This window comes from Bosea sp. NBC_00550 (assembly GCF_026020075.1).
Taxonomy (GTDB): Bacteria; Pseudomonadota; Alphaproteobacteria; order Rhizobiales; family Beijerinckiaceae; genus Allobosea.
In genome coordinates, this window is record NZ_CP102773.1 from 22492 (window position 1) to 42622 (window position 20131).

The 20131-nt window shown below is 64.2% G+C and carries 20 protein-coding genes and 2 pseudogenes; 15 read left to right on the top strand and 7 right to left on the bottom strand.

What is annotated here, in order from left to right; all coding sequences use genetic code 11:
- Nucleotides 1-518: 518 nt before the first annotated feature.
- The 6 genes from NWE53_RS27115 to NWE53_RS27140 all read right to left on the bottom strand — a co-directional run bounded on the left by NWE53_RS27115 (nucleotide 519) and on the right by NWE53_RS27140 (nucleotide 7911).
- The gene (locus tag NWE53_RS27115) at nucleotides 519-1601 is read right to left on the bottom strand and encodes a hypothetical protein (protein ID WP_265055328.1); all 1083 of its coding nucleotides are present in this window, start codon (nucleotides 1599-1601) and stop codon (nucleotides 519-521) included.
- Between the two features lies 1 nt (nucleotide 1602).
- The gene (locus tag NWE53_RS27120; protein WP_265055329.1) at nucleotides 1603-3135 is read right to left on the bottom strand and encodes a class I adenylate-forming enzyme family protein; all 1533 of its coding nucleotides are present in this window, start codon (nucleotides 3133-3135) and stop codon (nucleotides 1603-1605) included.
- Between the two features lie 22 nt (nucleotides 3136-3157).
- On the bottom strand, nucleotides 3158-4918 hold the full coding sequence (locus NWE53_RS27125; RefSeq protein WP_265055330.1) for an ABC transporter permease subunit: 1761 nt from the start codon (nucleotides 4916-4918) through the stop codon (nucleotides 3158-3160).
- A complete protein-coding gene (locus tag NWE53_RS27130; RefSeq protein WP_265055331.1) occupies nucleotides 4915-5991 on the bottom strand; it encodes an ABC transporter ATP-binding protein in 1077 nt (358 codons plus the stop codon). Before NWE53_RS27130 ends, NWE53_RS27125 begins: the two co-directional genes overlap by 4 nt.
- Nucleotides 5992-6014: 23 nt before the next feature.
- Entirely contained in the window at nucleotides 6015-7070 is a 1056-nt protein-coding gene (locus tag NWE53_RS27135) for an ABC transporter substrate-binding protein (protein ID WP_265055332.1), read from the bottom strand.
- 67 nt (nucleotides 7071-7137) lie between these two features.
- On the bottom strand, nucleotides 7138-7911 hold the full coding sequence (locus NWE53_RS27140; protein ID WP_265055333.1) for an enoyl-CoA hydratase/isomerase family protein: 774 nt from the start codon (nucleotides 7909-7911) through the stop codon (nucleotides 7138-7140).
- A 122-nt stretch (nucleotides 7912-8033) separates the two neighbouring features.
- Here NWE53_RS27140 and NWE53_RS27145 point away from each other — a divergent pair, with 122 nt between their 5' ends.
- The 8 genes from NWE53_RS27145 (at nucleotide 8034) to NWE53_RS27175 (ending at nucleotide 13539) form a co-directional block, all read left to right on the top strand.
- Nucleotides 8034-8852: an IclR family transcriptional regulator gene (locus NWE53_RS27145; RefSeq protein WP_320109592.1), complete on the top strand. Its 819-nt coding sequence runs from the start codon at nucleotides 8034-8036 to the stop codon at nucleotides 8850-8852.
- An 87-nt stretch (nucleotides 8853-8939) separates the two neighbouring features.
- Nucleotides 8940-9254 (top strand): (2Fe-2S)-binding protein, encoded by a 315-nt coding sequence (locus NWE53_RS27150; RefSeq protein WP_265055334.1) that lies wholly within the window; start codon nucleotides 8940-8942, stop codon nucleotides 9252-9254.
- Nucleotides 9247-10611, top strand: a complete 1365-nt coding sequence (locus tag NWE53_RS27155) for an FAD/NAD(P)-dependent oxidoreductase (protein WP_265055335.1) — start codon at nucleotides 9247-9249, stop codon at nucleotides 10609-10611. Before NWE53_RS27150 ends, NWE53_RS27155 begins: the two co-directional genes overlap by 8 nt.
- On the top strand, nucleotides 10608-11762 hold the full coding sequence (locus NWE53_RS27160) for an NAD(P)/FAD-dependent oxidoreductase (protein WP_265055336.1): 1155 nt from the start codon (nucleotides 10608-10610) through the stop codon (nucleotides 11760-11762). Before NWE53_RS27155 ends, NWE53_RS27160 begins: the two co-directional genes overlap by 4 nt.
- Before the next feature lie 124 nt (nucleotides 11763-11886).
- Complete coding sequence (locus tag NWE53_RS27165; RefSeq protein WP_265055337.1) at nucleotides 11887-12126, top strand: hypothetical protein; 240 nt, start codon at nucleotides 11887-11889, stop codon at nucleotides 12124-12126.
- A gap of 9 nt (nucleotides 12127-12135) precedes the next feature.
- Nucleotides 12136-12321, top strand: coding sequence for a hypothetical protein (locus tag NWE53_RS30170; protein WP_472841032.1), 186 nt, complete (start codon nucleotides 12136-12138; stop codon nucleotides 12319-12321).
- A gap of 249 nt (nucleotides 12322-12570) precedes the next feature.
- Complete coding sequence (locus NWE53_RS27170; protein WP_265055338.1) at nucleotides 12571-12798, top strand: DMT family transporter; 228 nt, start codon at nucleotides 12571-12573, stop codon at nucleotides 12796-12798.
- Between the two features lie 87 nt (nucleotides 12799-12885).
- Nucleotides 12886-13539, top strand: a complete 654-nt coding sequence (locus tag NWE53_RS27175; RefSeq protein ID WP_265055339.1) for a LysE family translocator — start codon at nucleotides 12886-12888, stop codon at nucleotides 13537-13539.
- Between the two features lie 89 nt (nucleotides 13540-13628).
- On the opposite strand, the gene NWE53_RS27180 is transcribed toward NWE53_RS27175, so the two are convergent.
- Nucleotides 13629-13811, bottom strand: a complete 183-nt coding sequence (locus NWE53_RS27180; RefSeq protein WP_265055544.1) for a hypothetical protein — start codon at nucleotides 13809-13811, stop codon at nucleotides 13629-13631.
- Nucleotides 13812-14160: 349 nt separating this feature from the next.
- Between NWE53_RS27180 and NWE53_RS27185 the strand changes: the two genes are divergently transcribed.
- From NWE53_RS27185 to NWE53_RS27215, 7 genes and pseudogenes are all read left to right on the top strand, one after another.
- Nucleotides 14161-15222, top strand: coding sequence for an acetylserotonin O-methyltransferase (locus NWE53_RS27185; protein ID WP_265055340.1), 1062 nt, complete (start codon nucleotides 14161-14163; stop codon nucleotides 15220-15222).
- A 119-nt stretch (nucleotides 15223-15341) separates the two neighbouring features.
- A pseudogene (locus NWE53_RS27190) lies at nucleotides 15342-15578 on the top strand (AI-2E family transporter); the annotation flags it as partial.
- A 520-nt stretch (nucleotides 15579-16098) separates the two neighbouring features.
- Nucleotides 16099-16623 (top strand): hypothetical protein, encoded by a 525-nt coding sequence (locus NWE53_RS27195; RefSeq protein WP_320109593.1) that lies wholly within the window; start codon nucleotides 16099-16101, stop codon nucleotides 16621-16623.
- 83 nt (nucleotides 16624-16706) lie between these two features.
- Nucleotides 16707-17489 (top strand): alpha/beta fold hydrolase, encoded by a 783-nt coding sequence (locus NWE53_RS27200; protein WP_442865088.1) that lies wholly within the window; start codon nucleotides 16707-16709, stop codon nucleotides 17487-17489.
- Nucleotides 17490-17762: 273 nt separating this feature from the next.
- Complete coding sequence (locus NWE53_RS27205) at nucleotides 17763-18680, top strand: MBL fold metallo-hydrolase (RefSeq protein ID WP_265055341.1); 918 nt, start codon at nucleotides 17763-17765, stop codon at nucleotides 18678-18680.
- A 142-nt stretch (nucleotides 18681-18822) separates the two neighbouring features.
- Nucleotides 18823-19575: an SDR family oxidoreductase gene (locus NWE53_RS27210; protein ID WP_265055342.1), complete on the top strand. Its 753-nt coding sequence runs from the start codon at nucleotides 18823-18825 to the stop codon at nucleotides 19573-19575.
- Nucleotides 19576-19638: 63 nt separating this feature from the next.
- A pseudogene (locus NWE53_RS27215) lies at nucleotides 19639-20064 on the top strand (cupin domain-containing protein).
- Nucleotides 20065-20131 lie beyond the last annotated feature (67 nt).

The following is a 20131-nucleotide window of genomic DNA, read 5'->3' on the forward strand; positions in this document are numbered from 1 at the left end:
ATGATCTGTCGCGGCAAAGCGGTTTCGGATAGGATCATCGTTTATGCTTAAGGGGAGGATCGTGGAGATGGGCGCAAGTCCTCGCATCGCCTGCCAATGCCTACACGAGGCAGCTGATCTATTCGATCCCACATCTACGAGTGGGTCGGCTGGACGAGAAAATTTCTGCGGATCGGGCAAATGACCGTTCTGGTGGTCATGTTGCGAGAAGTCAGCACCGCTGAGACTGATCGTATCGGATGCAGGTTCAACGCCATTGGCACGACGCCGCGCCGCATTTCAGGATAGAGGGCCGAGAACGTCCACGGTCCACCCGAAAACCGATCATTCCGACGGCTGAGCGCCGCACAGCGCCAAACCCGCACACCCGAGCAGCGCCGGAAGCGGACTGTCATGGTACAGGGCGATCGTCGCGGAGAGAGCACTGCCAGGGGTCCAACTCCGGCCGCTCACCCGCACAGATACAGCCGTGCCGGACCCGTTAACCAGGCTCTATCGGCCAAACGACGAGTCGCAGGTTATGCGCGCTGCATCAGCATTTCGCGTAAGCCCAACAGCGTCTCGCACACGGCTTCCAGCTCGTGGACATCAAAGCCATCCCGCAGCTCCGGGATGTGACCAGCAATCCGGCCGCCCAGAATCCCGGTGAAGGTCGCTGTACCATCTGAGGAGACGACAAGGCCATTGCTCGCCTCGAAGGACGTATTCCAGGCGATGGCCTCCTCGCGCAGCAATCCCGGCGGCAGGGCGAGCTCCAGCCTGCCTCCGACCAGCTTGACTGGATAGCCTCCCGGTAGGCCGTCAGGTCCGGGCACATGGCCCTGCCAGCGCCGACCGCCTGCCATTGCCAACAGCATCGGGACACCGCTCGCGCCGGAAATCTCGATCACCGGCTCAGGCGTGAGCTGGATATCGGCAAAGCGAGCGTAGACATCGGCCACTTCCTCGCCGCCCAGCCAGACGCGCGGGGCGCGACCACCGCGTTCCTCGGGACGGCGACGCCAGGCGGCGAGGTTTTGGTAATGCGCAAGAACCTTGACCTCGGCACCGGCAGGCGTCGCGGCCGAGCCAGCGAAGACGTTGGACAGGATCGCGACATTGCCCATGCCGCAGGAGACGTCATGACCCATCGCGCGAATCATGCCGTTGACCACGTCGGGGAAGCAGCAATTGACCAGCGTCACCGGCTTGCCGGCCCGCGTGATGGCGGCGGCGACGCGGGCGCTGATCAGCGCCTGGAAGACGGCGGTCGCGCTCAGGCCCCCCTCGGCGACTAGGCCCGTCCATGCATTGCCGCTTTGGGCGATGACCTGCGAGGTCTGGATCGAGGCCGCCTGCACGACGATGCGTGGGTCTGTCGCCGTGAGCAAGACGTCGGAAGCATCCGGCGCCAGCAGGTCGATCTCGTGGGTGGCGAAGCGCGCCGTGGCTCCGAAGAGCGCAGCGCGGGCATTGGCGGCAGTGCGCAGCCAGTTCAGGCGTTCGAAGTTGCGCCCGGCGATGATCACCTCGATCGGCTCGCGGGCGGCTGCAGCGATGTCGAAGGCGATGCGCGCGGCGAAGCCGCCGGTGCCGGAAATTAGGATGTCGCAGCCGGCCATATTAGCGCCCCGTCGCGGTTGCCCTGTCCCAGCAATCGTCGAGCCGGGGCGAGAGCTTGTGTTTCATGATGCGCTGGCTCGCCGTGCGCTCGAACTCGTCGACGAGGGCGATGTAGCGTGGGTTCTGGTAGGGCGCGAGGCGCCGGCCGAGCCAGCCGGACAGGGCCTGCGGGTCGATGACCGCGCCATGGCGCGGCTTGACGAACAGCTTGATGTCCTGCTCGCCGATATCGGCGGAGACGCCGATCATCGCGCAATCCTCGACCGCTTCATGCTCGGCCGCGACATGCTCGACCTCCCAGGCCGAGACGTTCTCCCCGCGGCAGCGCACGCTGTCGGTCATGCGGCCGTGGAAATATAGGTTGCCGTCGGTATCGAAGGAGCCGAGATCGCCGGTATGGAGGGCGCCGTTGTGCAGCGCTTTCACGGTCGCCTCGGGATTGTCCAGATAGCCGGGGAAGATTGCGCCTTGGATGCTGGTCTTGACCACGATCTCGCCGCGCTCGCCCGCCGCGACGGGCCTGCCCTCACCGTCGAGCAGCCTGATGGTGAACCAGGGCATCGGCTGCCCGACGGAGCCAAACACGCCGCTGGTGTTGCATGTCGTCAGGCTGGAGGCTTCGGTCATGCCGTAGCATTCGCGGATCTCGACCCCGAAGCGGTCGCGGAACTGCGGCCAGATATCGGCCGGACAGCCGCCGCCCCAGGCGATGCGCACGCCATGCTCGCGATCGAGCACGGAAGCCGGCTGCTTCAGAAGGATCTGCAGGATGCCGCCGAGATAATGGATATGGGTCGCGCCCTCCTCGCGGACCTGCGTCCAGAAGCGGCTGGCGCTGAAGCGCTCGACCATGGCGAGCGATACGTCGCGGATCATCGGCAGCGGCAGGAGCTGGGCGCCGCCGATATGATAGAGCGGCTCCCAGACGAAGAAGACCTCGCCGGGCTTGGCATCCGACAGATAGAGCACACTCTCGGCCGCCAGCCGCAGCATGCGGTGCGAGACGATGACGCCCTTCGGCCGCCCTGTCGTGCCGGAGGTGTACATAATGGCGAAGACGGCATCCGCGGCTGGGGCCGGTCCGTCGAAACGGGCGGTTACCACGAGCACCGCATCGAGATCTCCGCCCGGCGCATGCAACAGCATCGGCAGGGTCGTGTCGGGCCCCATCGCCTCGGCGATCTGGGGTGCGAGTTCGATGTCGGCGACGACGAGGCGCGGGCTGGAATGGGTCAGGAGATAGTTCAACCCCTCGCCGCGCTGGTGAGCATTGACCGGCACCCAGGCGACGCCGGCCCGTGCGAGCCCGAAAACTACGGCGATACTGGCGAGGGAATTTCGCATCATCACCGCGACGCGGTCGCCCGTGACGATGCCGCGCGACCGTAGATGCGCGGCGAAGGCGGCCGAGCGCCGCTCCAACTCGCCATAGCTCAGCGGCTCGCCGCTGAAGCGGGCATAGACGCGATCCGGCTCGGCAGCGGCGCGCGCGGTCAGAAGGCCTACGAAGCCGTCTTTGTCTGGGGAGGTCATGGTTGCGCTTCAGTCGTCGATGTCAGGAAGAAGAGGAGGAGCGGAAGCGTTCGGCCAGCAGCAGCATCACCGTCACCACCACGAAGACGACCACCGAAACCGCGGCCAGCGTCGGGTTGAGTTGCAGGATCATGTCGTCCCACATCTGCTTCGGCAGGGTCGTCTTGACGCCACCCGAGACGAAGATCGCGATTGTCAGCTCGTCGAAAGAGGTGATGAAGGCGAAGAGGAAGGCCGCGACGAGGCCGCCCTTAACAAGCGGGATCGTCACGCCCGTCAGGGTGCGGACGCGGTTGGCGCCGAGCGTCGCCGCCGCCTGATCGAGCCGCTGATCATAGGTCTTGAGAACGGCGGCGATGGTGACGAGCGTGAATGGGATCGCCAGCACGGTATGACCGATGATCAGTCCGAGATCGGTCGCGATCAGGCCCATCCGCGCGAAGAGGTAGAACAGGCCCACCGCGATGACGATGCGCGGAACGATCATCGGCGCCAGGAAGAAGGCGAAGATTAGCCCGCCCCAGCGCGTGCGGCTATGGGCCAGCGCCAGCGCCGCGAAGCCGCCGATCGCGGTCGCAGCCAGCGCCGTAACGAAGGCGACGCCAAAGGAGCGCAGCGTTGCCTGCAGCCAGAGCGGGGATTCAAAATAGGTGCGGAACCAGCTGAGCCCGTAGCCTGGCGGCGGGAATTCGAGGAATTGCGAGGAGGTGAATGCGAGCGGGATCACTATCAGCGTCGGCAGCACCAGAAACCCGATGACGAGCCAGCAGAAGCCCGGCAGCATACCCTCGCATATGCGGTTGCCTAGGAATTTCTGTGCAACAGCTGCGACGCGCCCCGCAATATCGGCGGCAATGCCGAGGATGGCGAGGCCGAGATCGCGGATGCGTCCGCCTCCGACCTGAGCCGAGCCGCCGGCGATCGTCGAGATGCCGAAGAGCCGGTCGTAGATCCAGCAGGAAACCAGCGCCGCCGCCAGCATCATGGCCGCAAGCGCCCCCGCGAAGGACCAGTTCAGCAGCTCCTGCACCTGGGTGATGATGAGCTGGGCGAGCATGGTCTCCTGCCGCCCGCCGAGGAAGGCCGGCACAATGAAGAAGCCGAGCGAGGAGATGAAGACCAATAGCCCCGCCGCCGCGACGCCTGGCAGAGAGAGCTTGAAATAAACCAGCCAGAACGCTCGCGCCGGGGCGGCGCCGAGGGTCTGCGCCGCCTGCACGAGGCGACGGTCGATTCCGGTCATCACCGGCAGCATGGTCATCACCGCGAGCGGCACCATCGCATGGACCATGCCGACCATCACGCCGAACATGTTGTGTAGCAGCGGCAGGGGTTGGTCGACGAGGCCGGATCCCGTCGCAAGCGAATTGATGATGCCGCTGCGGCCGAGCACGATCATCCAGGCGAAGGTCTTGACGAGATAGCTCGTCCAGAACGGCACCATGACGAAGAGCAGCATGCGGCCGCGGAACATGTCGGGCAGGCGCGCCAGCCAATAAGCCAGCGGGTAGCCCATCAAGAGCGACCAGACCGCCGTCCAGCCGGCGATGCGGAAGGTAATGCCGAGCACGCGCAGATAGACGTCGGTCGCGGCGATGCGCTGGTAGGCGCCGGCCGAGAAGCCTCCGCTCTCCGGATCGACGACGCTGAGGCCGAGGAGCTGTGCAACCGGCCAGGCGAAGAAGACCGCGAGGAACATGAGGCCGGGCACCGCCAGCCAGAGCGGACCGAACCTGAGTTTGCTCCGGCGCGCCGGAGCGGTGCCTGCCGCGACCGCGCTCATGCAACCAGCACCGCCTTGTCGCGGGCCCAGCCGGCGACGATGGCCTGGTCGATGGCGGGCACCGGATCCTCCGGGCCGAGCCGCAGCACGAGCGGGCTGCCGTCACCGAGCGAGGCGATTACGCGCGTTTCCGAGCCGGCATAGACGATTTCGCTCACCCGGCCGCAGACGGCATTGCCGTCGCGTTCGCCGAGATGGAGGTTCTCCGGCCGGATGACGAGCGCCGCGTCGTTGCTCTGGCAATTCGCGCCGCTCGGCAGGGCGAAACGGCCATGGGGTGTGTCGAGCGCACCTTTGCCGTCCCAGCTGCCGCGGAAGATGTTGGAGAGGCCAATGAAATCGGCGGCGAAGGCCGTGCGCGGGCGCTCGTAGATCTCGCGCGGCGTGCCGAGCTGCTCGATCTTCGCGTGGTTCATCAGGCAGATGCGGTCCGACATCGCGAGCGCCTCCTCCTGATCGTGGGTGACGTAGACGATGGTCGCACCGCTCTCCCGGTGCAGCCGCTTGATCTCGATCTGCATGTGCTCACGCAGCTTCTTGTCGAGGGCACCGAGAGGCTCGTCCATTAGGATGATCGAGGGCTGGTAGACGAAGCAGCGTGCCAGCGCGACGCGCTGCTGCTGGCCGCCGGACAATTCGCGCGGGAAGCGCCCGGCGAGATGGCCGAGATGGACCATATCGAGCGTGGAGGCGACCCGGCCGGCGATCTCGGCAGCCGGGCGCCCACGCATCTTGAGCGGAAAAGCGATGTTCTCCGCCACCGTCAGGTGCGGGAAGAGCGCGTAATGCTGGAAGACGAGACCGATATCGCGCTGGTGAACCGGCATGTTCGACTGGTCGCGTCCGTCGATCACCACCCTGCCCTCGCTGGCCTCGACCAGACCGCAGATCAGCTGAAGCAGCGTCGTCTTGCCGGAGCCCGAAGGCCCCAGCAAGGTGAGGAACTCGCCCTCTGCGACGCTGAGCGAACTCGGTTCGAGCGCCGTGGTCGCGCCATAGCGCTTGCAAAGCGCTTCGATGACGAGCTTGCCCTCGACGACGAGTTGGGCCGATTTCGGCTGGTTTGCGGTCATTCCGGCACCCGTCCTCATCGCCGTCAGGTCAGGAGCCAGGAATTGAAGCGCTCGGTGACCTTGGCACGATTCTCGCTCCACCAGCTTTCATTGGCGATCGCCATCTGCTTCAGGTTTTCCGGTGAGGTCGGCAGGAGTTTGGCGCGCTCGGGCGAGATCGTCTGGTAGGCGTCAAGGTTCGTCGGGCCATATGCCAACGCCTCGGTATAGACCGCCTGCTGCTTAGCGTCGGAGCAGAAGCGGACGAACTGACGTGCCACCTCAGCTTTTGGGCCACCCTTCGGCAAACCCCAGCCCTCGATCGAGTAGAGCCCTTGGTTCCAGATGATCCTGGCCGGTGCACCGCCATCGATCGCAGCTTGCAGGCGGGCGTTCCAACCGGTGGTCATGTCGACTTCGCCGCTTTGCAGAAGCTGCGTCGACTGGGCGCCACCCGTCCACCAGACTGCGATATGTGGCTTGATCTTGTCGAGAACCTTGAAGGCGCGCTCGATATCGAGCGGATAGAGCTTGTCGAGCGGCACCCCGTCTGCGAGCAGAGCCTGCTCGATGCTGTCTATTGGGTTCTTGCGCATCGAGCGCCGACCGGGGAACTTCTCGACATTGAAGAAATCCGTCCAGCTCGCGGGCGCGTTCTTCACCTTGTCGGTCCGGTAGGCGAAGATCGTCGAATAGACGTCCGTGCCCATGAATTCGGGCGAGATCGCCTCGGGCATCAGCTTGGGCACATCGGCATGCGCGAAGCCAATCGGATCGAGCAGGCCCTGCGCCTTGAGGATGTCGCGGGCCGAGAGCGTCAGCGTGCAGACGTCCCAGGTATAGGACTTGGTCTCGACCATAGCCTTGAACTGGGCGGTAGGCTCGGCCTCGCGGGCAACGTTGACGACCTTGTTGCCGGTCGCTTTTTCGAAGGGGTCATAGAAGGCTTTGCGGAAGGCGGGGCCAAATGGACCGCCGGGATCGGCGACCGTGATCTGGGTCGCGGCGCGTGCCGTGCCCGCCAGGTAGGGCGTTGCGATCGCGCCGGCAGCGAGTTGCAGCAAGGTGCGCCGCGTCGGATTCGTGGTCAGGTTCGACATCGTCTACTCCCCTTTCAAGCGGTTTTCCGCATTTCCCCGTGGGTGATCGGATGGTAAGATGGTGTGATTAGGCCGTCTTCCGCGCCGCGCGCTTGGCGAGGAAGGCCTCCATCATCCGCGCCGGCTCGCCGGTGGCATAGGCGGCGCGCTGGTTGCGGATACCGGCGGCGAGGCACTCGCGGAAGCTCTCCTCGGTGACCTCGCGGAAGCGCGCCTTGTTGAGGCGCATGGCGACCGGCGGCTTGCTGGCGAGTTCCTCGGCAAGCGCGAGCGAGGCCTGCATGACCTGCTCCTTCGGCACGATCCGGTTGATCAGGCCGATGCGGAAGCACTCGTCGGCATCCATCATCCGGCCGGTCAGGGTCAGGTCAATGGTGCGGGCGATCCCGATCATCTCCTTCATGATCCAGGGACCAGTGACCGAGGCGATGCCTGAGTTGATCTCGGGTTGGCCCATTGTGACGTCGGCATGGCCGACGCGCAGGTCGCAGAGCAACGCGACCTGGAAGGCGGAGCCCGCCGCAACGCCGTTCAGCGCCGCGATCAGCGGCTTCGAAAGCGAGCGCATGCGGTCATAGAGCCGCTCCCATTCACCCATCCAAAGTTCGGCGCGGTCCGAATCGAAGGTCTTGGTCTCGTTGAGGTCTTGGCCAGCGCCGAAGGCACGATCGCCCGCACCCGTCAGGATGATTGCGCGGACGGCCTCGTTCGCCTCCATCTCATCGAAGCAGGCGACCAGCCGTTCGCGCATCGGCGCGTTCCAGGCGTTGAGAATCTCGGGGCGGTTGAGGGTGATGATGCCGACAGCGCCTCGCACCTCGACCAGAACAGAGTCCTTCATAGCGCTCTCCGATGAGTTACTATTACAATGCAATAACTTCTATTGCTTATTCTGCGCCAAAGGCCCAGCTTGTCAAGATCGTTAGCCGCAGCCATTGATCGCGCCGAGGAGAGCAGGCCCTGATGACGATGCCCGACGCGAGACAGAGCAAGCGCACGGCGGCGCCGGCCGACCGAGCCGGCCGCAAGGAAGACGCCCTGATGGTCAATTCGGTGGAGAAGGCGTTCCGCGTGCTCTCGGCCTTCGGCCGCCAGCACCAGACGCTGAACCTGTCGCAGGTCGCCTCGGAAACCGGGATGGATGTCAGCGCGGCCCAGCGCTTCACCCATACGCTCGCCAAGCTCGGCTATCTCCGCAAGGACGCGCAGACCAAACGCTTCGAGCTGACTGCGAAGACGCTAGATCTCGGCTATCATTTCGTTCGCAGCAGCCGCCTCCTCGACCGGGCGATGCCCTATCTCATGCATCTCAGCAAGGAGACCGAGGAGACAGTGAACCTCACCGTGCGCGAGGAGACCGAGATCATCTTCGTCTCGCGTTTCCTCAGCCGGCACGTTCTCAACACCGACGTCATCATCGGCACGCGGATGCCGGCCTATGCCACGGCGCCGGGCATCGCGATGCTTTCGCGCCTGCCGGAGGACGAGGCGATGGCGATCATCGAAGGCTCCGACCGGCGCGCGCATACGCCCTCGACGACATGGCAGCGTGAGGCGTTGCGCGAGAAGCTGCGCCAGTCGGCTGCCCAGGGCTACGCCACCGCCTTCGAGGAGGTCTATATCGGCGATGCCTCGATCGCCGCACCGGTCGTCGACCACCAGGGCCGGCCGGAAGCGGCCGTCAACATCGCGACCTCCACCTCACGCTACAGCCATGAGGAGGTTGTCTCGCGCTTTTCCTCCCTGGTGATCGCCGCCGCCCACGCCATCTCGCGCGTCTGAAAAAAAGAGGCGGATGCCCTTGACAGGGGGCGGCTCGACTTATCAGAATCCGAAAACTTATATCGCATTGCAATAAATAGAGATCGCATGGAACGCTCGCAGGCGCAGTTCCGCCGTGTGGCTCGCCGCAGTGGCCCGCCGATAACCCTCAGCTTCGATGGCAAATCGATCCATGCGACCGGAGGCGACAGCGTCCTTGCCGCGCTTCTGGAGAACGGCGCCCACGCTCGCCGGCTGGAATTCGGAGCCGAGCCGCGCGCCGGCTTCTGCCTGATGGGCGCCTGCCAGGATTGCTGGGTCTGGAGTGCGGCCGGTGGCCGGATTAGGGCATGCACCACGCCCGTCAGCGAAGGCTTGGAGCTCTTCGCCGAACCGCAGGGCATGGCCCACTCCAATGACTGAGATCGTCATCGTCGGAGCCGGACCAGCCGGGATCAGCGCCGCCGAACTGCTCGTCGCGAACGGGCTGAAGCCCATCCTGATCGACGAAGGGGCCCGCGCCGGCGGACAGGGCTATCGCCGTCCGGCCGACGACCTCGCGCTCGACATGACCAGGCTGATGGGCTCGGAGGCCGGCCGCTATGCGGCTCTGCATAAGCGGTTCGGCGCCTTGCACTCCCAGATCGACTATCGGCCCCAGACTCTGGTCTGGGCGATTGACGGCAAGCACCTGCACCTGCTGCGCGACGGCCGCGCCGAGACGCTCGATTGCGACAGGCTGCTCATCGCAAGCGGCGCGATGGACCGGATTGCGCCCCTGCCGGGCTGGACCAAGCCCGGCGTGTTCACGCTCGGCGGGGCGCAGGCCGCACTCAAGGACCAGGGCTGCCTAATCGGCAGCCGCGTCGCCTTTCTCGGCTCATCGCCCCTACTTGCGCTGGCGGCGAAGCAATACCGCGCGATGGGCGCCGAGATCGCGGTGATCGCCGATACGACCGCATTCTCCGCCAAGCTCGCGGCGATGCCCGCCCTCCTCGGGGCGCCGCGCACATTGCTGCGCGGGCTCTTGTACATGGCGGCGGCTTTGCGCGCGGGCATTCCGACGCTGCACGGCGTGACGCCGGTAGCCGTGGAGGGGGACGGCCGTGTCGAGGCGCTCGTCCTGCGCGATGACAGTGGGCGCGAGCCGCGCTTCGCTTGTGATGCGATCGCGCTGGGCTATGGCCTGAAGCCCGAGACGCAGCTTGCCGATCTCGCCGGGGCGGAATTTGCCTATGATCCGGATTTCCGGCTGTTCCTGCCGAAGATCGACGGTTTCGGCCGCGCGCGCCCCGGCCTTTACCTTGCTGGCGACGGTGTGCGGATCGGCGGGGCCGATGCCGCCGAGGCGAGCGGGGCACTCGCAGCCCATGCCATCCTCGCCGATCTCGGGCGAACACAGGATATCGCGGCGATCCGACTTCTGGCGCGGCGGGTCGCGCGGCTGCGCGATTTCCAGCGTGGGCTGGCGCGCGCCTTCGCCTGGCCGAGGGAGCAGATCGCCGCCCTGCCCGATCCGGTCACGCTCTGCCGCTGCGAGAACGTCACGGTCGGTGAGGTGCGCTCCGCGATGGCGAAGGCGCTTGGTCCGGTCGAGGTCAACCGCGTCAAGGCGATAACACGCTGCGGCATGGGGCGCTGCCAGGGCCGCGTCTGCGGGCCGGCCTTGCAGGAGATCGTCGCGGCCGGAACCGAACAGGGGGGCGAAGCCGCCGGTCGCCTGCGGGGCCAGGCTCCGGTCAAGCCGATCGCGCTCGCCGCCGCGGGAGAACCTACATGAGCACGCAAACGACCGATGTCACGATCGTCGGCGGCGGGCTGATCGGCGCCTGGACCGCCTTCTTCCTTGCCCGGCGCGGCCAGCGCGTGACGCTGATCGAGAAGGGCGCCGTCGGAGAGCAATCGAGCGGCGTCAATTTTGGGAATCTGCGCCTCCAGGGGCGTTTTCCCGGCCAGTATCCGCTATCGCTGCGCTCTCAGGCGCTATGGGAGGATTTCGACGCGCTGATCGGCGAGGATTGCGAATTCGAGCAGACCGGCCACCTCTACCTCGCCTATGACGAGGAGGAGCACGCAAAGCTCGAAGGCTATGCCAAGGTATCGGAATCCTACGGCCTCGCGATCGAGCGGGTCGGCCCAGCTGAGTTGCGCCGGCGCTGGCCCTGGCTGAGCGAACGCGCCGTCGCAGCCACCTTCTCCGCCCGCGACGCCACCGCAAATCCAAGGCTGGCGACGCCGACCGTGGCAAGAGCTGCTGCGAGACAAGGCGCCATCATTCGGGAGAACACGCGTGTCGTGGCCGTTGACCGCGAGGGCAACGGCTTTGCGCTGATGCTGGCCGACGGCAGCCGGATAAGCTGCGGCGCGCTGGTCAACTGTGCTGGCGCCTGGGCGCCTGAGATCGCGGAGCGCTTCGGTGAGACCGCGCCGGTCTTTGCAGCCGGGCCGCCGCAATTCGTAACCGAGCCTTTTCCCTATCGGATCGAACCCTCGGTGCAGGCGATCGACGGCTCGGTGATCTTCCGCCAGATCCCGCGCGGCAACATCATCCTCGCCGGCTATCCGCGCACCGCGGCCGATCCGCAGGCGAACCACGCGCCGGTGCCCCCAGTGAAAACGCTGGCGGCAATGCGCGGGCTTGCCCGCGTCGCGCCGATGCTGGCGCAATGCCATGTCATCCGAGTTTGGTCCGGCATCGAGGCCTATCTGCCCGACATGATCCCGGTGATCGGCTCGAGCGGAACGACGCCCGGGCTGTTCCACGCTTTCGGCTTCTGCGGCCACGGTTTCCAGATCGGCCCCGGCGTCGGACTTTGCCTAAGCGAGATGATTCTCGACGGCGAAACGCCCACGCCGCTTGACCCGTTCTCTATCATGCGCTTCCGCAAGGCCCCGACCGTCAGCGAGAAATTCCGCAAGGAATTCGATTGACCGACGCAATTCTGTTTACCTCACCGTTCCTTGGCGATGCACTCCAAGTGCGCCATTTGCGGACATTAGGTGCTTGCCGGGAAGCGGACGCTTCCGCCACCTCTATTTTACGACGAGCGGGCACTTGCTCTCGGATAGCGGCCAGACCGTCTTTCTCCGGCGCGACCTGGCGCTATCGATCGACAGACTCGACGTCTGGAAGGAGGAGTTTCCAGCCTTCGATGGGCATGTGATCGAGGCAAAATATGCAAGGCTCGCCGGCCGCGAGCTCGACCCGAGCCAGGCGGACGCCTGGAACGGGATCAGGGGGATGGTGGCTCGCCTCGAGGCGGCCGAAGCGGTCGTGCTGTCGACGCCGATGTAGAACCTGAGCATTTCATATCGCCTGAAACATTGGATCGATCTCATCACACAGCCGGGTCTCAGTTTTGTCTTCGACCCTGCAACTGGCTACACGCCGCTCATTCGGCAGAGGCCGCTCGCGATCATCCTTTCCAGCGCCGGGGACTTTTCCAGTGGCCAAAGCTACGGCAGGCCGGACCTCGCCAGCAGCTATTGAAAGCCGCCCTCAGGTTTATTGGTCTCGATGGTGCGGAGATCATCTCGGTCGCGCCAAGTGCCGCGCCGCCGGAACGCGTTTCGGACGCACGAAAAGTCGCCGCCGAACGCCTGGCTTGTCTGGCCGAGACGTTTCTGAGGAACGCACCATGACGCCGGCTCTCGGATGGACCCTACTGGTGCTTTCAGGGATCACTGACGTTGCCTGGGCCGTGGCAACCAAGCGGTCGAACGGCTTCACGGATATCGCGTGGAGCGCGATCTCGCTCGTCCTGCTGGCGCGCTATTCATCGGCATGTTGGCGAAAGCGCTGGTGGTTCTTCCGCTTGGCACAGCATATGCCGTATGGACCGGCATAGGTGCCCTAGGATCGCTGGTCGTGGGCATTCTTTTTCTCGGAGAGCCAGCAACAACATTGCGGCTGGTTTTCGTGGGCGTCACGGCGGTCGGGATTGCCGGACTGGAGCTTTCCGGTTGATAGGCATCATTGCCGCAACGCCGGCCAAGTTCACCTTCTCGCTCGCCGAGGGCGAGTTTCACATCGCACCTGCTCCGGATGTCCTTGATGCCCGAAACCTCAGTGTTGATCCTGTTCGTTTTCGCGTCCCTGGCGCTCATCATGACGCCGGGGCCGGACATGGCGCTGACTCTGACGCGCGGCGTGACGCAAGGGTTTCGAGCCGCAGCGCTGAGTGTTGCGGGTAGTTGGGCTTCGGGACTGGTCCAGATACCGATTGTCGTGCTGGGCTTGGCCGCCGTTTTCCAGCAGTCCCCTCTGCTCTTCGCCGCAGTCAAGTTCGCGGGAGCGATTTATCTTGGGTACCTCGGCGGCCGCGCGCTTTGGCGTTGCTATCGACCGCCGAATCCCACAGCGCTGCAGAGGGCATCCTCCCCGAAGGCCATCTTTTGGCAGGGCTTCTTCACCAACCTGCTCAACCCCAAGGTCTTCCTCTTCATCACGGCCTTTCTACCCCAGTTCGCTGATCCCGTGACCGGCCCGATCTGGCTCCAGCTTCTGATCCTCGCCTCGATCTCGAAAACGCTCGGCTTCATCGTTAGCTTGGCGCTTGCTGGGGGGGCGTCGAAGATCAGAGGCTGGCTAGCTAAAAACGGGTGGTTTCAGCGCGTGCAGGAGGGCGTACTCGGGTTTGTGATGCTCTCGATCGCAATGACTCTGATTTTCGGCCGAGACGGTCCGCGGCCGGTAACGGTCGGGTGAAGAAACGCGCCATAAGCTGACGTCGCCGCTTGTCCCGAGAGCGGACGCCCGTGGTTCTGACGCGAGATGTCGACTCTAGAGCCCATGGCCTAACGGAGCTTGGCGATACCGATGCCGTCGAGCTTTGCGCGATCCTTTACGGACTCTTCGCTACGGGTCATTGCTTTCGCAATCGCCTTCAGCGCCATGCCCTTTCCGGCGAGCAATTTCAGCTTCTGAAGCTCTTCGGAGGTCCAGGGTTGGCGGTGCCGTTCAAATCGCTCAGTCACAATTCACTCTTTCAGCGTGCAGAGAACTTGAGAACCGATCAATAGCAGCAATGCCCCGAATTTGACCGTTTTGCACCAGGGTCAACTACCAGCTTGCGCCGCCAGAAGCCGACCTTGACTGACCACCCGCAAGCGGACATCCGCAGGCCAGATGCCGCGATCACAACTTCGTCCTGGAGGCCGCCGAAGGTGCGCGCCCGTAGTTCCCGTCGCGCTGGAGCCCCCGCAGAACGCGAACTCGACTACCTCCCCGAAGACCTGATTGAACCTCATCAATGTCGTGCCAGGCTAGGCCGGCCGTGATATCTAGGGTTGCGGTAGCAGTCCGTCGTTGGCCTCTCGGGAGAGTACCATGGACGACACGCCTCACGCCGCTTCGAGCCTTGCGCCGCCGGCGGTACCGCAGGAGCTTCCCCCACATGTCACCCTGATCCAGATGGCGACGGCCGCTTGGGTTTCGCGGCTGGTCTACGCAGCGGCGAGGCTGGACCTGGCCGACCACTTGGCCACCGGCCCTCGCAGTGCCGAGGACCTGGCCGGCCCGCTCGGGCTCCATTCGCCCTCTCTGCATCGCTTTCTGCGCTGCCTCGCCAGCCTAGGCGTGTTCGCCGAGCTGGACGGCCAGCGCTTTGCCCTGACGGAGCTGGGGCAGGCGCTGAAGACGGGCGCGCCCGGTTCGGCGCGGGCCACCATCCTCACCATCGGCAGCCCCTGGTTCGCGGGGGCTTTCGACGAAATCGTCTATTCGCTGCAGACCGGCAAGACCGCATTCGAGAAGGCGCAGGGCGCGCCGGTCTTCGACTATCTCGGCCGGCATCCGGACGAGGCCTCGATGTTTAGCGAGACGATGATCGGCTTCCATGGCCGCGAGCCGCCCGCTGTCGCAGAGGCTTATGATTTTGCGGCCTTCGGCACCGTCGTCGACGTAGGAGGCGCCAGCGGTAACCTGCTGGCGGCGATCCTGGCGCGGTACCAGGGGCCGCGCGGCATCCTGTTCGACCGACCCCATGTGGTGGCCGACGCGCCGGCCCTGCTGGCGGAATGGCGCGTGCGGGAGCGCGTGGCGATCGAGGCAGGCGACTTCTTCGAGAAGGTTCCCGCTGGCGGCGACGCTTATGTGCTGTCCCACGTCATTCACGACTGGAGCGAGGAGCAGTGCCTCACCATCCTCGGCCATGTCCGCAAGGCAATGCAGCCCGACGGGCGGCTGCTGCTGGTGGAGATGGTACTGCCCGACGGCGACGCGCCCCATCCCGGCAAGGTGCTCGATATGGTGATGCTGGTGCTGCCCGGCGGCCAGGAGCGAACGGAGGAGGAATATCGCCAGCTCCTCGCCAAGGCCGGCTTCCGCCTGACGCGGGTGATCCCCACCAGTTCCGATGTGAGCGTCGTCGAAGCGATGCAGGCGGCGTAACCGGGAATGCGCTTGATTAGTGAGCGCCTTTGAGCCAGTGCTTCCGTCCAGCTGATCCGGAAGATCGTGCGCTTGGTGAAACAGCCTATCATTACGGCCCGGAGAAATGATTTTTCGAGTATATCTTCTCGCTGCGCCTCATCGGCCGCCGCGTCAACCTCCACCCGGTCTGGATGATGTTTGCGCTGTTCGCCTTTGGATGGTTGTTCGGGTTCGTGGGCGTTCTGTTGGCGATACCTCTCGCTGCATCGCTAGGTGTGATCCTGCGGTTCGCCAGGCGGCAGTCGCTGGCAGGTATAGGGGTCCGCCGGCACCGAGAGGTCCGGTGTGAGTGTTATTCAGCACTTGAAGCGTAACCTCTCCCCATGAGCCGGTGGATGGTTTGGCCGAGGTAGCTGTTGCCACTACACGCAATTGGCCTTTCCCGGCGGCCGCATTGGGGGGCAGCTTCGCCGAATGGAATTACGGAAAGCGGACCTTCCAAAGCTCAGCCCGGGGCCAAAACCGCCCGTCCTTATACAGCGTAGAAGTGCGCCAAAGCGGAACTTGGCATAGCTCCCAGAGCCGAACGTTCGCATGCCGACGTGCAGCGTCGCGAGCTCGCAGCTCCGGCCGCCTCTCCCCTACGATCCTGAAGCAGCAGGCGGCTTGAAATCGATCCTCCGAGATCCGATCGAGCTCTGCGCATGCAGTTGCTCTTTCTTGTCTATGCCAAGGTACAGGTCCGTCTGGCGATCTATCGAGAGCAGACGTCGGAGGGGCCAGTAGAGATCCAAGCGCTCAACGAGAACAATTCCCCTCACTCCTGTGCTGTCATCCCGCTCCGAGATCACGCGAGTGCTCGATGATGAGCGCACTTTCGGCGAGAGGTGATTGATGAAAGCGCTCTTGACTTGCGAGCTGATGCTCCCTCGAGGCCGCGCCGCTGCCGCAACGGTCGTCATCATGGTGGCGCTCAACGGCATCTTCCTGACCGCGAACGGCCTTTTCATGCTTATCGCGCCGCTGGCTTGGTACGAGATGGTCCCGGGCGTGACTGATACCGGCTTCTTCAACCAGCACTTCATTCGCGACATCGGGATGATCCAGATGTTCCTCGGCGTGGCGTTCGGTCTCGGGCTGTTCGCGCCGGAGCGTCGCGTTGGACTATGGGCAGCCGCGACGTCCTGGCTTTGCACGCACGCGCTCTTCCATTTTTGGGAGGTTGCCGTCGGAATCTGCTCGCCTGCTGTCATTCCGCGGGACTTTCCGGCGGTGACGCTGCCGGCGCTTCTCGGACTGGCGCTGACGCTCTGGGCAATGCGGAATTCCTTGCCGATAAGTCGGAGCCTCTCCCTGGCCGCCACTGCCCAGCCGCCTGCCTGCGCCTCCTCCTGTCTTCGACGCCGACGTCTGGATTGATCGGCGAATTCGTCGGCCAAGCCACTCCAGGCGCGAGCTTGCGCTGGCTGCTCTGACCCTACCGACAAACCCGGAGAACGCATATGAAACCGAGTGTCTTCGCTCTGGCGGCAGCCGCCGCACTGCTCACCACGCCCATGCGACCAGCGCAAGCAGCACCTCGCACCAAGCCGATCGTCATTCTGGTGCACGGTGCCTTCGCCGAATCCGCGAGCTGGAATGCGGTGATCGCCCGGCTCAACAAGGCAGGCTACGAAACGATCGCGGCTGCCAATCCACTACGCAGCGTGAAGGGGGACGCGGCCGAAGTCGCGACGCTCATACGATCCATTTCTGGCCCGGTCGTTCTCGTCGGCCATTCCTATGGCGGGCCGGTGATCACAGAAGCTGCGAATGGGCAGGCGAATGTGAAGGCGCTCGTTTATGTGGCCGCGTTCGCGCCCGAGACGGGGGAATCCAGCCTGTCACTTTCGGGCAAGTTTCCGGGAAGCACTTTGGGAAGTGCGATCCAGGCGGTCGCGACGCTGGATGGCGGGCGCGATCTCTATATCAAACCGGAGAAATTCCGGATGCAGTTTGCAGCCGACGTTCCGAAGGGACAGGCTGCGTTGATGGCTGCCACGCAACGCCCCGTTGCCGAAGCAGCCCTGGCCGAGCCGTCGGGCGTGCCTTCTTGGAAGTCGCTGCCGTCATACATGATCTACGGGACCGGTGATCGGAACATTCCGCCGGCTGCTATGGATTTCATGGCGCAGCGCGCGCGGATGGTGAGGACCGTCGCCATCAACGGCGCGTCGCACGCCTTGATGATTTCGCACCCCGCAGAGGTCGTATCCATGATCGAGATGGCTGCGTCGTCACGATAGCCGAACAACGACCACGGCGATCAAATTGCGCGCGCGCGACCGAATTATGCGATAATCGCTTACCTGATTACGTATAGAACATATATTCGTTGCTTAAATCGACGATTGACAATGGCATATTAAGATGAATGAAATACGAGAGCTTTTCGTATAAATCAAATCAACCTATTATACGGAATAGGTAAACCTGTACTTAGGCCCGATATCTCGCATTACACCATCATTATAACCTCCTCAAGTCGTGATTTTAACGGCATCAATTAGGAGAGAACCATGAGCCAAGACGTCGCTTCACGCTCCGGACGACCGGGGACCGAGGAGCTGGTCCCCTCGCGCTATGCGGTGCGGGTCGGGGAAATTGATGTTCTGGTGGTCAGCGACGGGGTGCTGCCGCTCCCGACCAAGATGCTGGGGCATAACGTCGCCGAGACCGAGCGGGCCAGTTGGCTGAACGACATGTTCCTGCCATCCGACGCTTTCGACTGGGCGCTGAACGTGGTCCTGGTGCGCAGCGGCGAGCAGGTCATACTTATCGACGCCGGGTTGGGTCTTGATCCGGAACTAAACCTGCCGCGGGCCGGACAACTGGTTAAGCGCCTGGAGGCCGCCGGCATCGATCTCGGCTCCGTCACCGACGTGGTGCTAACCCACATGCACATGGACCATGTCGGCGGTCTCCTCGTCGAGGGAGTGAAGGACCGACTGCGCCCGGACCTGCGGATCCATGTGGCGGCTGCCGAGGTGAAGTTTTGGGAGGCACCCGACTTCACGCACGTCAACATGCCGGCGGGTTTCCCGGATGCCCTTCGTGCGGCCGCCAAGCGGTTCGCGCAAGAGTATCGCAGTCACCTGCGGCTGTTCGACGAGGAACGCGATGTCGCGCCAGGTGTCATCGTCCGCCGCACGGGCGGCCACACGCCCGGACACAGCGTGGTCCGTCTGTCCTCCGGCGGCGACCGACTGACGTTCGCCGGTGACGCCGTTTTCGCTGTCGGGTTCGAACATCCTGACTGGTATAACGGCTTCGAGCATGACCCCGAGGAAGCAGCCCGCGTTCGCCAGCGTCTTCTGACGGAGCTGGCGGGGACCGGCGAACAGCTCGTGGCCACCCACCTCCCGTTTCCGTCCGTCGGTCGGGTCGCGGTCGAGGGCAACGCCTTCCGCTGGGTGCCGGTCTTCTGGGACTATTGAATACCAGTCTGGCTCTCGGCCGAGCCTGGCTGCGCAGTTTCCAAAGCCATGTGGCTCGGCCCACAACCCGACCTCGTCGAGGTCGACACCCTAAGATTGATCGAACCGCGCGCCGAATCGGCGGCCGCGCAGGAGGCATCTCATGAAAATCGTCATTATCGGGGGCACTGGCCTGATCGGATCGAAGACCGCGGAGCGCCTGCACAAGCAGGGGCATGAGGTCATTGCGGCCGCCCCGAATACCGGAGTCAATACGATCACTGGGGAAGGCCTAGCCGAGGTGCTCAAGAACGCCGAGGTGGTGATCGACCTCGCGAACTCGCCCTCCTTCGAGGACAAAGCCGTACTCGAATTCTTCCAGACGTCCGGCAAGAACCTCATGGCGGCGGAGAGGGAAGCCGGCGTCAAGCACCACGTCGCGCTCTCGATCGTCGGCACGGACCGTCTGCCTGACAGCGGTTATCTCCGCGCCAAGGTCGCTCAGGAAGAGATCATCAAGAAATCCGGCATTCCCTATACGATCCTGCGGTCTACGCAGTTCATGGAATTCCTCGGCGGCATTGCCCAGGCCGGCACGTCCGGCGACACCGCCCGCTTGTCGACGGGCAATCTTCAGCCGATCGCGTCCGACGACGTCGCCGATTTCGTTGCTGAGGCGGCGCGGGCGGCGCCGGCCAACGGCATCATCGAAATCTCGGGCCCGGAACGCGCGCGCCTTTGCGATTTCGTCGCCCGCTACCTCAAGGCGATCGGAGATACCCGCACCGTCGTCGCCGATCCGGATGCTCGGTATTTCGGGACCAAGCTGGAGGCTGGCTCGCTCGTCTCCGACAACAATCCCCGCATCGGCCGGATCGACTTCGATCGCTGGTTCGCGACAGCTCCCCCGAAATAATGGCGCGTGGATGAGCCGATTTCGAAGCGGCTCATCCACCTTTATCGTGAAAGGACGATAGACATGATCAAGTCATTGGCGTGCCTCTTTGCGCTGACATCTCTTCTGTCGATTTCGGCATTCGCACATGACACGCCCGGAGGTGGCGAAGGTGCCAAGGTTACGTTGGTCTACGACCACGAGCTGCCTAACGTACCAGGCAAGAGCATGAGGGGCGTTCTCGTTGAATACGCTCCGGGCGGATTCTCGGATGGTCACACACACCCGGCTTCCGCTTTCATCTATGCAACCGTGCTCGAAGGGGCGATCCGCAGCCAGGTCAATGATGGCCCCGTCACGGTCTAAAAGGCCAGCGAGAGCTTCTCGGAATACCCAGGCGACCGTCACGGTGTCAGCGCAAACGCGAGCAAGACCCACCCGGCAAAACGGCTTGCCGTGTTCGTCGTCGATACCGCCCAGCAGGAACTGACCTTCCCGCTCAAGAAGTAGATTGCGACGCCGGACAGCCATCCGGCGCATCATCCCTCAGCATGACCTACCGCCAACGGAACTTCTT

What these genes read in the sequence shown, in the direction of transcription:
- NWE53_RS27195 (WP_320109593.1), top strand. Translation starts at nt 16,099, where the DNA reads ATGAAAGCGCTCTTGACTTGCGAGCTGATGCTCCCTCGAGGCCGCGCC.
- NWE53_RS27145 (WP_320109592.1), top strand. Translation starts at nt 8,034, where the DNA reads ATGACGATGCCCGACGCGAGACAGAGCAAGCGCACGGCGGCGCCGGCC.
- NWE53_RS27155 (WP_265055335.1), top strand. Translation starts at nt 9,247, where the DNA reads ATGACTGAGATCGTCATCGTCGGAGCCGGACCAGCCGGGATCAGCGCC.
- NWE53_RS27185 (WP_265055340.1), top strand. Translation starts at nt 14,161, where the DNA reads ATGGACGACACGCCTCACGCCGCTTCGAGCCTTGCGCCGCCGGCGGTA.
- NWE53_RS27175 (WP_265055339.1), top strand. Translation starts at nt 12,886, where the DNA reads ATGCCCGAAACCTCAGTGTTGATCCTGTTCGTTTTCGCGTCCCTGGCG.
- NWE53_RS27130 (WP_265055331.1), bottom strand. Translation starts at nt 5,991, where the DNA reads ATGACCGCAAACCAGCCGAAATCGGCCCAACTCGTCGTCGAGGGCAAG.
- NWE53_RS27205 (WP_265055341.1), top strand. Translation starts at nt 17,763, where the DNA reads ATGAGCCAAGACGTCGCTTCACGCTCCGGACGACCGGGGACCGAGGAG.
- NWE53_RS27120 (WP_265055329.1), bottom strand. Translation starts at nt 3,135, where the DNA reads ATGACCTCCCCAGACAAAGACGGCTTCGTAGGCCTTCTGACCGCGCGC.
- NWE53_RS27140 (WP_265055333.1), bottom strand. Translation starts at nt 7,911, where the DNA reads ATGAAGGACTCTGTTCTGGTCGAGGTGCGAGGCGCTGTCGGCATCATC.
- NWE53_RS27160 (WP_265055336.1), top strand. Translation starts at nt 10,608, where the DNA reads ATGAGCACGCAAACGACCGATGTCACGATCGTCGGCGGCGGGCTGATC.
- NWE53_RS27200 (WP_442865088.1), top strand. Translation starts at nt 16,707, where the DNA reads ATGAAACCGAGTGTCTTCGCTCTGGCGGCAGCCGCCGCACTGCTCACC.
- NWE53_RS27125 (WP_265055330.1), bottom strand. Translation starts at nt 4,918, where the DNA reads ATGAGCGCGGTCGCGGCAGGCACCGCTCCGGCGCGCCGGAGCAAACTC.
- NWE53_RS27135 (WP_265055332.1), bottom strand. Translation starts at nt 7,070, where the DNA reads ATGTCGAACCTGACCACGAATCCGACGCGGCGCACCTTGCTGCAACTC.
- NWE53_RS27210 (WP_265055342.1), top strand. Translation starts at nt 18,823, where the DNA reads ATGAAAATCGTCATTATCGGGGGCACTGGCCTGATCGGATCGAAGACC.
- NWE53_RS27150 (WP_265055334.1), top strand. Translation starts at nt 8,940, where the DNA reads ATGGAACGCTCGCAGGCGCAGTTCCGCCGTGTGGCTCGCCGCAGTGGC.
- NWE53_RS27115 (WP_265055328.1), bottom strand. Translation starts at nt 1,601, where the DNA reads ATGGCCGGCTGCGACATCCTAATTTCCGGCACCGGCGGCTTCGCCGCG.